At 68.0% G+C, this 12938-nt stretch carries 9 protein-coding genes; 4 read left to right on the forward strand and 5 right to left on the reverse strand.

Going from position 1 to position 12938, the window contains the following annotated elements; all coding sequences use genetic code 11:
• The first annotated feature begins 25 nt into the window (after window positions 1–25).
• The 3 genes from VHC63_09165 to VHC63_09175 all read left to right on the forward strand — a co-directional run bounded on the left by VHC63_09165 (window position 26) and on the right by VHC63_09175 (window position 6300).
• Window positions 26–2515: an AAA family ATPase gene (locus VHC63_09165; protein HVV36756.1), complete on the forward strand. Its 2490-nt coding sequence runs from the start codon at window positions 26–28 to the stop codon at window positions 2513–2515.
• A 99-nt stretch (window positions 2516–2614) separates the two neighbouring features.
• Window positions 2615–3700, forward strand: a complete 1086-nt coding sequence (locus tag VHC63_09170) for an ATP-binding protein (GenBank protein ID HVV36757.1) — start codon at window positions 2615–2617, stop codon at window positions 3698–3700.
• Window positions 3701–3759: 59 nt separating this feature from the next.
• Window positions 3760–6300: an ATP-binding protein gene (locus VHC63_09175; protein ID HVV36758.1), complete on the forward strand. Its 2541-nt coding sequence runs from the start codon at window positions 3760–3762 to the stop codon at window positions 6298–6300.
• Between the two features lie 7 nt (window positions 6301–6307).
• Here the strand turns inward: VHC63_09175 and VHC63_09180 are convergent, their stop codons facing one another.
• Entirely contained in the window at window positions 6308–7597 is a 1290-nt protein-coding gene (locus VHC63_09180) for a sulfotransferase (GenBank protein ID HVV36759.1), read from the reverse strand.
• Between the two features lie 19 nt (window positions 7598–7616).
• Between VHC63_09180 and VHC63_09185 the strand changes: the two genes are divergently transcribed.
• Complete coding sequence (locus VHC63_09185) at window positions 7617–8804, forward strand: sulfotransferase (GenBank protein HVV36760.1); 1188 nt, start codon at window positions 7617–7619, stop codon at window positions 8802–8804.
• On the opposite strand, the gene VHC63_09190 is transcribed toward VHC63_09185, so the two are convergent.
• From VHC63_09190 to VHC63_09205, 4 genes are all read right to left on the reverse strand, one after another.
• Entirely contained in the window at window positions 8787–9908 is a 1122-nt protein-coding gene (locus VHC63_09190; GenBank protein ID HVV36761.1) for an acyltransferase, read from the reverse strand. The two genes, VHC63_09185 and VHC63_09190, sit on opposite strands and share 18 nt — an antisense overlap.
• Before the next feature lie 7 nt (window positions 9909–9915).
• Window positions 9916–10959 (reverse strand): acyltransferase, encoded by a 1044-nt coding sequence (locus VHC63_09195; GenBank protein ID HVV36762.1) that lies wholly within the window; start codon window positions 10957–10959, stop codon window positions 9916–9918.
• A gap of 92 nt (window positions 10960–11051) precedes the next feature.
• The gene (locus VHC63_09200) at window positions 11052–12089 is read right to left on the reverse strand and encodes a glycosyltransferase (GenBank protein HVV36763.1); all 1038 of its coding nucleotides are present in this window, start codon (window positions 12087–12089) and stop codon (window positions 11052–11054) included.
• Entirely contained in the window at window positions 12086–12829 is a 744-nt protein-coding gene (locus tag VHC63_09205) for an FkbM family methyltransferase (protein HVV36764.1), read from the reverse strand. Before VHC63_09205 ends, VHC63_09200 begins: the two co-directional genes overlap by 4 nt.
• Window positions 12830–12938 lie beyond the last annotated feature (109 nt).

Raw genomic sequence — 12938 nt, forward strand, 5'->3', positions numbered from 1 at the left:
TATCTAGACAGGAAGACACTAAGAGTTGCCTCTCGATCCGAACCGCTGGACCCTCAAGACTCAAGAAGCGCTGCAGGAGGCCATCAGTCGCGCCAAGGCGTCGAACAACCCCGAGGTCACGCCCGACCACCTGTTGGCCGCGCTGCTCGGGCAGGCCGACACCGTCGTGTTGCCGGTGCTCCAGCGCGTCGGTGTCACGCCACTGTCGGCCCGCAACGCCGTCGAGAACGCGCTCGACAAGCTGCCCAAGCAGTACGGCGGCAGCGAGCCCACCCTCAGCCGCGCGTTGTCGGCGCTCATCGAGGGTGCGGTCGAGGAGCAGCGCAATCTGGGCGACGAGTACCTGTCGACGGAGCACCTGCTCCTCCAGTTCGCCCAGCAACTCAACCTCGACAAGAACCAGCTGCTCGACGCGCTCAAGGACGTGCGCGGCAGCCACCGCGTCACGAGCCAGGATCCCGAGTCGACCTTCCAGGCCCTCGAGAAGTACGGCCGCGACCTCACCGAAGCGGCGCGCAGCGGCAAGCTCGACCCCGTCATCGGACGCGACGAGGAGATCCGCCGCGTCATCCAGGTGCTCAGCCGCCGCACCAAGAACAACCCGGTGCTGATCGGCGAGCCCGGCGTGGGCAAGACGGCCATCGTCGAAGGCCTCGCCAATCGCATCGTCGAAGGTGACGTGCCCGAGTCGCTCAAGAACAAGCGCCTCATCGCGCTCGACCTCGGCTCGATGGTGGCGGGTTCGAAGTACCGCGGCGAGTTCGAGGAGCGGCTCAAGGCCGTCCTCAAGGAGATCACCGACGCCGAAGGCGAAGTCATCACCTTCGTCGACGAGTTGCACACCATCGTCGGCGCCGGCGCGGCCGAAGGGTCGATGGACGCCGGCAACATGATCAAGCCGATGCTGGCGCGCGGCGAGCTGCGCATGGTCGGGGCGACCACGCTCGACGAGTACCGCAAGTACATCGAGAAGGACCCGGCGCTGGAACGCCGCTTCCAGCAGGTCTACGTCGGCGAGCCCTCCACGCCCGACGCCATCGCCATCCTGCGCGGCCTCAAGGAGCGCTACGAGGTGCACCACGGCGTGCGCATTCAGGACTCCGCCCTCGTCGCCGCCGTTGTGCTGTCGCAGCGCTACATCACCAGCCGCTTCCTCCCCGACAAGGCGATCGACCTAATCGACGAAGCGGCGTCGCGGTTGCGGATCGAGATCGACTCGCTGCCGACCGAGATCGACGTCGTCGAGCGCCGCATCCGCCAGCTGGAGATCGAGCGTGTGGCGCTGGCCAAGGAGACGGACGCCGCGTCCCAGGAGCGGCTGGCGAAGCTCGACGAGGAACTGGCGAACCTGCAAGAAGAGAGCCAGGCAATGAAGGCCAAGTGGCAGTCCGAGAAGGAAGCCATTCAGGTCATCCGCGAGCGCAAGGAAGCCCTCGAGGCGGCGAAGCTCGCGGTCGAGCGCGAGGCCGACCTCGAGAAGGCGGCCGAGATTCGCTACGGCCAGATTCCCGCGCTCGAAGCGGCGGTCAACGAGGCCACGGCGCACCTCAACGAGTTGCAGGGCGACTCGCCGATGCTGAAGGAAGAGGTCGACGACGAAGACGTCGCCCAAGTCGTCGCGAAGGCCACGGGCATCCCCGTCAGCAAGCTGCTCGAAGGCGAAGTGTCGAAGCTCGTGCGCATGGAAGACGTGCTGCACCAGCGAGTCGTGGGCCAAGCCGACGCCGTCACCGCGGTGTCCAACGCCATCCGTCGTTCGCGGGCCGGCCTGTCCGACCCCAACCGTCCGATCGGCTCGTTCCTGTTCCTCGGCCCGACGGGCGTCGGCAAAACGGAGCTGGCGCGCAGTCTCGCCGACTTCCTCTTCGACGACGAAAAGGCGATGGTCCGCATCGACATGTCGGAGTACATGGAGCGTCACGCCGTGTCGCGCCTGATCGGTGCCCCTCCGGGCTACGTCGGCTACGACGAGGGCGGCCAGCTCACCGAAGCGGTGCGGCGCCGGCCCTTCGCCGTCATCCTCCTCGACGAGATCGAGAAGGCGCACCCCGACGTGTTCGACGTGCTGCTCCAGATCCTCGACGACGGCCGGTTGACTGACGGCCAGGGCCGCACGGTCGACTTCACCAACGCGGTGTTGATCATGACGTCGAACCTGCCGGGCGATCCGCGGGAGTACTTCAAGCCGGAGTTCATCAACCGCATTGACGAGATCATCCGGTTCCGCTCGCTCCAGCGTGAGGACATGGCCGGCATCGTCGACATCCAGTTGGGCTACTTGGAGGAGCGCCTCGAAGCGCGCCGCCTGGCGCTCGACGTGTCGCCCGAAGCCCGCACCTGGATCGCCGAGCACGGCTACGACGAAGTGTTCGGCGCCCGTCCGCTCAAGCGGCTGATCCAGCGCGAAGTGGGCGACAAGCTGGCGATGGCGTTGCTCGAGGGCAAGGTCACCGACGGCGACGTCGTGCACGTCACGGTGAGCGCCAACCCCGAAGAAGGCCTGGTCATCAGCTAATTCCCAAGTCGTTGGGAAGTCTTCTAGATCCCAACTCCCAAGTCGTTGGGAATCCCAACAATCCATCAATTGGATCCCAACGGCTCCGATGTAGTTGATGTGAACGAGGCACTCGCCACTGCATTTCCGCTCCGTGCAGTCGTCGACAACCTCCCCGACGCGGTGTCGGCGTTTCGCGCCATTCGTGCCGACGACGGTCTCGTCGTGGACTTCGAGTGGGTGTACGCCAACACCGCGGCGGCAACGGTCGGCTTGGAGCCGAGCGAGCTGTTCGAGGCGTTCCGTCACGTGATCGACACCGGCGAGGTGTACGTGCATCCGTCGTTGTGGCGCGTGCGCGACCGCGGCGACGGCGTCACCGAGCGGCGGGCCTGCGAAGTGCGGGTGACCAAGTCCGGCGACATGGTCGTCGTCGTGTCACGCGACGTGACCGAGGATCTCATCGTCGCCGGGTTACGCGAACTCGCCCTCGAGCAGGAGCGGTCGATCACCCAGCAGCTGCGCGAGCTCGACGCTTCGCGCGCCGCGCTCATCGCGGCCGTCACCCACGACTTCCGCACGCCGCTCACTGGCATCGTCGGGTTGAGCTGGCTGCTCGACAGCGACTGGGACGACATGGAAGAAGCGACCCGGCGCGAATACGTGCGCGACATCGTCCGCTCGGGCGAGGAGCTCGACCGGCGCATCACGTCGGTGCTCGAACACCTCAAGCTCGAGACGGGTCGCTACGAGATCGAACTCGAGATATGCAATGTGGGCGACGAACTCGCCGGTGCCATCGACCGCATGGGCATCATGCTCGAGGCCTACACGGTGGCGTTCGAGGTGCCCGAGGACGCGCTCGTCGTTGCCGACCGCACGGCGTTCGCCCGCGTCGTCGAGAACCTGCTGTCGAACGCCGTCAAGTACGCGCCGCCCGCCACCCGCGTCACCCTGCGCGCCGAACGCGAGGACGACGCCGTGGTCGTCAGCGTCATCGACGAGGGCCCCGGCATCTCCGAGGAGGATGCGCAGCGCGTCTTCCAGCAATTCGAGCGCCTCGAGTCGGGCCGGCGCGTCGCCCACGGCAACGGGGTGGGTCTCTCGGCCGTTCGTCAACTCGTCGAGCTGATGGACGGGCGGGTGTGGGTCGAGCCCAACGAGGGCCGCGGCAGCGCCTTCCGCTTTGCCCTTCCCGCGGCGTAACTCGCCCTGATTCGCTACCGTCTTGGGGCGGTCTGGTTTCGCAATACGGGGTGGGGAGAATGCAACTGGGGCGGTCGACGCATGAACCGGCGCGGTATGTGCCGACGTACATGCTCGCGGGCGTCGTCGGGATCGTCGTGTACTTCCGGCTCACCGATGACGTCGCCAAGGCATTCCTGTACGACGGACTCGTCGCCAGCGGCGGCGTGGCGGTGCTGTGCGGCATACGCCGCCACCGACCGGCGCGTCCGCAATTGTGGTTGCTGGCGGCGGTCAGCCTGTTCTGCCTCGCGGCCGGCGACGTCGCCTTCGACGTTCTGAACCTCGTTCGTCACGTCGACCCCGTGCCGGTGCCGTCGTGGGCCGACGGCTTCTATCTCGCCAGCTATCCGTTCCTGCTGGCGGCAACGTGGGGTATGGCCCGACGGCGGCTGCCGTCGCGCAAGATCGACACGTTCCTCGACTTCGCTGTGATCTCGCTGGCGGCGGCGATCGGCGTCGCTGGGCCGCTCGTGACGGCGAACGCCGGCGGCCATCGCTCGGTGGCGGCCGTGCTCGTCGCCACGGCGTATCCGATCGCCGACATCGCCGCCCTCGTGCCCACGATGTACCTGGCGCTGCACCGCGGGATACGCAACCCCGCGACCGAACTCCTCATCGCCTCGCTGCTGTTCCTCACCGTCGGCGACGTGGTGTTCGCTTACCTCGGGGCGAATGGCTACGACGTCGGCGCGGGTGTCGAAGTCACGTGGTTGGCCCACGCGGTGTTCCTGGGCGCCGCCGCCTTGCACCCCGCGATGGTCGCCGTCGCCGACCACCCGGCGCAGCGGCGCACGCGCCTCGAAGCGGTGCGCGCCGCCATCTTCGGCTTGGCGCTGATTCCACTCGTGCTCTCGCCCGTCTCGGACGCCGCCTTCCCACGCGTGCACTACCTCGAGATGCCGGCGCGCCTGGCGCTGATAATCGTCGTGCTGGCGCGCCTGCTGCGTTTCTCGGAAGAATCCGAAGTGGCCCACGACCAGTCCGCTCGCCGCGCCGCCGCGCTGGCGCGAGCGCGCGAGGAGATCGCCCACATCGTGGCCGGCGCGGCCGACGCCATCATCGGCGGCGACGCCGACGGGCGCGTCACCGCGTGGAACGCCGGCGCCGAGCGGCTGCTCGGTGTTCCGGCCGACGCGGCGATCGGCGGCAGCATCGCCGATTACATCGCCGAGGACATCGGTCCGTGGGCGGAGGCGTTCCGCAGCATGATGCCGGGCGACATCCGCAGCGCGGTGATGCCGGCGATCCGCGGCGACGGCGTGTCGATCCTCGTCGACGTGCGCCTCGGGTTGGCGACGGCGCGTGACGGGCAGGTGACGGGTTGGGTTGCGATCGCCCGCGACGCGTCCGAAGCACTCGTCGCGCCCACCGCCGGTGCGCTCGACGCCGCCCAGGTGCTGCACAACGTCGAGACGATCATCGGACGGGTGGTCGACGTGACCGCCGTCGGGCTCGTTGCTTTCGGGCGCGACGGTGCGGGCTACCACGAGGTCCTCACGGTGGGCGAGCGCGTCGCCATCCACCTCCCCGACGAAGGCGACCTCGGCGATGACGGCCGTAGCGTCGTGCGCGACCTGCCCACGGTGTTTCGCGCCCGCGTCGACGCCCACGGCGTCGCGCCGGTCGAGCGGTTCTTGAGCCGCACCCGCGCGCGCAACGGCGTGGGCGTGACGATCCGCCACGCGACGCTCGGACCGATCGGCCTGCTGTTGATCGGGCTGGCCGACGACGAACTGCCGTCGGAATCCGTCCTCGAGACCATCCGCGTGCTCGTCCCCTCGCTGACGCGGGTGGCGCGCAGCCTGATGCTCGACGACGAAGAGGAGACCGCGGCGCGCCGCCGCGCCGACGTCGACTCGTTGCGCGCCGACTTGTCGGAGTTCGTTCGCAACGACATGCGCAGGCAAGTCGGCGCCATCCGGGGCGCGCTCGACGTGCTGCGCGACGAGAAGGTCTCGCTTGGCGAGAGTTGGCGGCAGCGATTGCTGGCGAACCTCGACGCCAGCGTGACGTCCCTCGAGCAACTCGTGGGCGACGTAGCGACTGCGGGGCTTGTCGTCGACGGTCGCTTCCCGTGCGACCTGCGCCTGATCGACAACCCGAGCGCCGTCATTCGCGCCGCGGTCGACGCGGCGCGGTGCTCGATCACCCAACCAATCGAGTTGCACCTCGACGAGTTGCCGCCGATCCGCGGTGACGCCGAACGTTTGACCCAGGTCCTCGGTCAGCTGATCTCGAACGCCGCCAAGTTCTCGCCCCACGATCAGGCGATCGGGGTCTCGGCCGCCGTCGAGAGCGGAACGGGCCGGCTGCGCATCGCGGTGCGCGATCGCGGCATCGGGATCGCGCCCGAGGACCAACCGCTGATCTTCGGCCGCTTCGCCCGCGTGCACCGCGCCGAAGACCACGAGGTTGCCGGCGCCGGACTCGGGCTCTACATCGCCCAGGGCATCGTGGAGAGCCACGGCGGGCGCATCTCGGTGACGAGCCGTCCCGGTGACGGTTCGGTGTTCTACGTCGAGTTGCCCGTCGCCGCCGCGGTCGTCGCCGGCCGCTGAGGCGCGCCTAGAGGATCTCGAACGCGCCGGCGCGCCCGTCGCGGGGCGTGACGCCGACCACGACGCGGTCGCCCTGGGGCGACACGAAGGTGAGCTGCGCCTGGCCGCCGAACACGTTGCGGTGCACCAGCCGGCTGTCGCCGAAGCGACCGATGAGATCGGTGGCCGCCGCCGCGGCAGCGACGGGCGGCTTGCCCCCGATGGCGACCTCGGCGTCGAGCAACGAGGCGAGCCGGGTTTCGTCGCGTGCCTCGAGCGCGGCGGCGAAGTCGTTTACGTAGGCCTTCACCGGCGTTGCCTTGCGATGGTTGAACTCGCGCCGGACGCGCCGCTTGGCGCGCGCCCACAGGTTGCGGGCGCGCTCGGCGCCCACGCCGATCGCATCGCGGGCGTCGTAGGCGACCGTCGCCGGCGTGCGCAGCCGCGCCAGGCGTGCCACTTCGGCTTCGTCGGCGTAGCCGAGCTCGGTGAGCAGACCGCCGGCGGCGCGCGCCACGCTGCGCTCGGCCAGCGTGTCGCCCTCGCGCTTGCGCACGCCCACCTTCGAGGACCCGAACATGTTCACCGGGGCGCGCCCGAACTCCGCCGCCTCCTCGCACAGGGTGGCGTCGTAGGGAAGCCGGAAGTGCTCGAAGATCTGCGCGAGGGCCGCCGGCGTATCGCGCACGATGTCCTCATAGCGCAGCTCCAGGTAGGCCAGGTTCCCGAAGTGGGCGCGAATGTCGCGCACCTCGGCGGCCCACGCCCGCGCCATCACTGCGGGGTGCGTGTAATCGGACGACAGGGTCTTCCAGTTGGCGCGCTGCGACGACGTGGCGTCGCGCCCGTCGCGGATGATGTGCACGTAACGCGCGTCGGGGTACAGCTCGGCTTGCAGCGCCGACTGCATTTGGTGATTCGGCGTCTTCTCCAGGACCAAGGTGGCGTCGGGACGCGTGCCGTTGCGCTGAGCCAGGAAAACCGAGTCGGCGAATTGTCGGGCAATCGTGAGCAGTTCGTCGCGCGACACCCACGTGTGGAGCTGGTTGCCCGAGTCGCCGATGAAGAAGTTCTCGAATGCCGGCGGCAGCACTTCGCAGAACAGGTGCGACTCGCCGCCGGTCGCGATCAGCGGGTGGGTGAACAGCAGCTGCTGCAGCCACGTGGTGCCGCTGCGGGGCGCGCCGACGACGAAGCCGACGTGCTCGAACAACGGACTCGCCGAAGGATCGAAGGGTGCCGTGCGTTGCCTCGCCTGGGCGACCGTGTCGTAGATCGACTCGCGGCGCGCCGACAGCCGATCAGGTTCGGTGGACATCGTCGGTAGATTACGTGGCTTGACCGACGCCTACCGGCCCCGGGGATCTTCGCTCGAGATGGAGATCGCCCTTACACCGGCCGATGTGGCCGGGCTACCGGGCGCCGGTCACGTGCAATTCGAGGGCGCGGCGGAGGGCTTGGCGCCGGAGTTGTTCGCCCACGGCGTCAAGCGCATCGTGGATTACTACGTGATGGGCATGCACGCGGAGTACGGCCTCAGCAACTTTGCACCGCCAAAGCCGTTCCTGCTGTTGCTGCGCCAGCTCACCGACGATCTCTATGCCGCCATCAGCGACGGACCAGTCGCCGATGCATCACCGGGCAACGCCGAAATGGAACCGATCATCCGCGCGCTCTATCCGGCGGCGCCTTCCTCGGTCCCGCCCGTACCCGCGCCGCAGAACGCGCGGACAGACGCGGCGGCGCCGGTGATCGTCGTCGGGTTCCCACGCAGCGGCACGACGTGGTTGCAGCGCATGTTGCAGGCCCATCCCGATCTCGCGGGCCCTGAAGGCGAAACCTGCCTGTTCACGAGTCTGCGCGACGTGCTCGCGAACGATGCCCTGATGGGCCTCGCCGGTCGCGCCGCCGTCGTCGCCGCCGTGCGCCGTTTCGCCCGCGCGCTGTTTGCGTACTGGCAGGAACACAACGCGCCGGACGCATTGCGCGTCGTGGAGAAGACCCCGAGCAACGTCGACCACCTCGAGACGATCGTCGAGTTGTTTCCTGAAGCTTCGATCATCGGCATCTACCGGGACGGGCGCGACGTCGTGCACTCGTTGATGCAAGTGCAGTTCGGCACCGACGACCCGACTGCGGCGGCGAAAGGGTGGGTGCGGTCGTTTCGCAAGTTGCAGGCTTTCGCCGCGGGGTCCGACCGAATTCGCGTCGTGCGGTACGAGGAGTTGCTCAGCGATCCGACGGCGCACGTGGTCGAGTTGCTGGCGTGGCTTGGCTTGCCGGTGGACGATCGCGTGCGCGCTGCGCTCGAGGCGCAAGCCGGCACGCGGGTGAGTCAGCACCAGGTGCGCCACTCCGAGGGGCTGTCACCGGCAGAGGCGTACGCCGTGTACCGGCACGGCGGTGAGCTGCTGGTCGAGCTGGGCTACGCCACGCCGCAGGAGGTGCGCGCCGTGAAGCTGCGCCCGGGCTATACGTTCCAGCTCGTGCGCCGGCGCGCCGGGCGTCTAATGCGGAACCGGTGACGCGACTCTCTTTTTCAACCGCAGGAACGGCTGCTCGATCAAAAGCCACGACGTGGTGACCGCTCCCACCATGATCACGAGGCCGGTTGCGGTCAACGCAACGCGGTTGCCCGTGCCGAGCACGTGCGAGGCCATGCGCAACGAAAGCGTCTGCCACAAGTACAGGCCGTAGGACACCTTGCCGATCGTCCGCATCGGGCCCCACTCCATCGGCGCCACGAGCGGAGGAACGCCGAGGACGACCGCGAGGATCACGACGCCGGCGGCGAGGGAGATGAGGGTGAAGCCCCCGTCGAACACGAAACCTTCGGCCTTCACGAACAACGCGACGAAGACCAGGAACGCGGCGCTGACGATCGCGGCCTGACGCAGCCAGCGTGTCGGGACCATGTCCCAGCGCCACAGGAACGCGCACAGTGCACCGATGAGCAAGCCATCAGCGCGCGCATCGGGGCGCATGTACGCCGCGGGATAGCCGGCGCCCCAGTTCCAGATGACCACTCGGATCAGAGCGGACAACAGCGCGCCCGCACCGATCGTCCACAGCACTGCGGGGCGCGTCTTGGCGAAGCGGAGTACGCCGAGCACGAGTAGCGCCGGCCACACCAGATAGAACTGCTCCTCGATCGCCAACGACCACGTCATGCCGATGCCCGAGCCGATCATGTGCGGGAGCTTGTAGACCTGCGCGAAGTTCGACACGTAGAACACGACCGACGCGACTTCCTTGGTCGCTTCGCGCATCGGACTGCCGATAGCGAGCGAATACACGACGAAGACGACGAGTACCGCGTACAGCGCGGGGAGGAGCCGGAGGGCACGCCGGGCGTAGAACTTCCGAAAGCTGACCTCGCCCGTCCCCGATTTCTCGCCCACCAGCAGCGTCGTGATGAGGAATCCCGAGAGCACGAAGAAGATGTCGACTCCGGCATAGCCGCCGGGGACGAGGCCGTCGGGCCGCCACGAGGGCTTCCACATCGTGCCGTAGTGCAGACCGATCACCAGCAGCACGGCCACGGCGCGGATGCCGTCGAGGCCCGGCACGTGGTGGAACCGACGGGCGCCAGCCGCGTCGAGCTCGTCGAGACCGAGGGTGTCCGTCATCGACCAGTTAGTGGGCGACCGGGGCCGCGACCCGAGACTTGAGCCGTAGGAACGGTCGTTCGATGAGGTGCCACGACGCGACGGTCGACAGCAGCGTGAGGCCAACGGCGGCGAACGCAACGAAAACGCGACCCTCGGCTCGGAACACCCGGAGGGCGATCACGATCGCCAGTGGATGCCAGAGGTAGAGCCCGTACGAGACCTTGCCGATCCAGCGCAGCGGTTGCCATTCCAATACGGGCAGGAGGCTGGTGCGGTTTTCGGCGATCGCGAGGATGATGACGCCCGTTGCCAGGGAGACGGCAGTGAACCCCGCGTCGTACATCACACCGGTGAGGTGCACGAGCACGGCCAACGCCAGGATCGCTCCGGCGCACAGAAGCGCAACTTCGTTCAACCAGCGCCGCGGGACGAGTTCCCAGCGCCACGCGAATGCGCAGAACGCGCCGATGAGCAAGCCGTCGGCGCGGCAGTCGGGACGCATGTACGCGGCCGGGAAGCCCCCGCCCCAATGCCACACGATGATGCGGATGACCATCGACGCGACCGCCCCCAGGGCGATGGTGACGAGCACGGTCTGGCGCGTCTTGGCGTAGCGCAGCAGACCGAACATGAGTAGCGCGGGCCACACGACGTAGAACTGCTCTTCGATCGCCAGTGACCACGTGAAGGTCAATCCCGATTTCTGCATCTCCTTCAAGAAGAAGGTCTGCGCGAAGTTCGACACGTAGAACACGACCGAGAGGATCTCTTGCAACGTGGTCTTGATCGATGCGTCGGTGGTCCACACGTAGAGCAGGTATGCGAGGAGCACGCCAGCCAGCGCCGGGAACAACCGCAGCGCCCGCCGGGCATAGAACTTGCGGAAACCGACCGAGCCGACCTTCGCCCGCTCCTCGACGAGCAGCGACGTGATCAAGAAGCCGCTCAGGACGAAGAAGATGTCGACGCCGATGAATCCGCCGTGGAACAAACCGCCCCCATCGCCCCACAGCGTGCCGATGTGGAACGCGATGACCAGCACGACGGCGACTGCCCGGACACCGTCCAACCCCGGAATGTGGTGGAAGGTTCGCGGATGCGGGGGGTCAAGCCGCACCAGGGTGTCGGCGGCTGATCCCGCCGCGCCTCCAGGCATCGAGTTCAAATTAGCAAGCGGCGGTAGCGCACCGAGCCTCGCAGCAGGCTCCAGGCGGCGGCGGCGTCGCCCGCGATGAACACGAAGACGGTTCGGGCCCACAACCGCAGGCCGCGCCGGCGCCGCGGGACGAGGTAGGTCACGTACGGCAGCAGCGCCAGCAACGGGATCCACGAACGCAAGACGATCGCGCCGAGCAGCCCCACGAACGCCAGGTCGAACGCCGCCGATCGCGCCGAGAAGAACCACCTGAGAAAGAACCGGCGCCGCAGCTCGGGCACGCCCGCGATGAGGCCGGGAAAGATGTCCATGCCGTTTCGCTCGTGCAGCCAGCCGCGAACGTCGCGTGGCTCGATGCGGTGATACACGAGGGCGTCGTCGGCGAACGCGGTGGTGGTCTGTCGAGTCGCCCGCAGCACGTCCCAACCGAGCAATGTGTCTTCGCCGCCCATCGGGCTGCCCCCGCGCCCGGCGCGGTAACCCGGCAGCGTGCGAAAGCCCCCCACGGCGCGCACGTCGGCGCGGTGGTAGCCCATGTTGCACGTCTCGAAGAGGTCGGTCGTCGCCCGAATGGCGAGGGTGTGGTCCCAGCGCCCGCGGGCGCCGGCCTCGGTCTCCGTGCGCCCCTGCACGATGCGGTGCGCGTCGTCCTCTAGCGCGGCGAGCATCGCGGCAGCCCATCGCGGTGTCGGTAAGCAGTCGTCGTCGGTGAACGCCAGCAACGGCGCCCGTGCGAGCTCCACGGCGACGTTCCTGCCCGCCGATGGCCCGGAGTTCTTGGCGAGGCGCGCGACGCAGACCGAAAGTGGCGAGGACTCCGCGAATTGCCGGAGCACCTCCCAGGTGTCGTCGGTCGACGCGTCATCCGCGATGACGACTTCGAAGCGCGACCGCTCCAGGTCTTGGTGTTCGAGGGCGTCGAACAGACCGGGGAGATAGTGGGCGCGCCGATACGTCGAGACGATGACGCTGAGCGAAGGCTTAGTCGAGCCCCACGCCGGACTGTGCCGAACCTCTGCGGGCGGCAAGCTTGCGCTGCTCATGCAAGCCGAGCGACCCACTCTGGATGGTCGCGGTGTACCGCCACCCAGTTTGAGTCGGCGAACGTCTCCAATGCCATGTCGTAGGCCATGAACTCGACGGCGTTGGGTGCGATCCGCCCGACGGAAAACCCATACGCGGTCATCTGCTCGAAGAAGTCACGCAGCAGATACTTCGTGAGGATCGACACTCGTCCGTACTCGAACTGCACCGCGCCGATGCTGCCGCTCCCGAACGCCTTGGCAAAGCCCTCGATGACCTGCGGCTCGGCGCCCTCGACGTCGAGCTTGAGAAAGTCGATGCGGTCGACGCCGGCTTCGGCCATGTAGGCGTCGCCCGTCGACACCGCCGCTTCGATCGCCGTCGACTGGGCGTCGTGCGGGTAGTCCGTGATCGTCGTCAGCGCCGGATGATCGGGGTAGTGGTGAATGGTGATGGTGCCCGGTGCTGAGCTGAGCCCGAACGAGTTCACCCGCACGCGAGCGTCGTTCTCGTACCGCTTTGTGAGACCCGCGGCAGTGGCGGGCGAGATCTCGAAGGCGTGCACCGCGCTCGCTCCGCACGCCAGTGCCTGCGCCGTCCACTCGCCCACGTTCGCCCCGACGTCGAACACGACGCCAAGTTCGCCGCGCAACTGCTGCAAGACGCGTGCCTCGCCGTTGTGAGCGATGTCGCGCAGGACCACCGGGGCGCCTTCGTAACCGCGCAAGAGGGCGCGCGACGCCCGAACCGCCGCTTTCACGGCTCGACTGTCACGCCGGCTCCCGACCTGTTCGATGAACGCTTGCATTCGGGAACTCACAGCCTGCAGAACGTAGCGGACGAGGGCCGTCTGTGTTCTGACCGGCGGC

Source organism: Acidimicrobiales bacterium (genome assembly GCA_035546775.1).
Lineage (GTDB): Bacteria > Actinomycetota > Acidimicrobiia > Acidimicrobiales > JACCXE01 > JACCXE01.

Coding starts and splice junctions, on each gene's coding strand:
- VHC63_09190 (HVV36761.1), bottom strand. CDS start 9,908: ATGACGGACACCCTCGGTCTCGACGAGCTCGACGCGGCTGGCGCCCGT.
- VHC63_09175 (HVV36758.1), top strand. CDS start 3,760: ATGCAACTGGGGCGGTCGACGCATGAACCGGCGCGGTATGTGCCGACG.
- VHC63_09180 (HVV36759.1), bottom strand. CDS start 7,597: ATGTCCACCGAACCTGATCGGCTGTCGGCGCGCCGCGAGTCGATCTAC.
- VHC63_09200 (HVV36763.1), bottom strand. CDS start 12,089: ATGAGCAGCGCAAGCTTGCCGCCCGCAGAGGTTCGGCACAGTCCGGCG.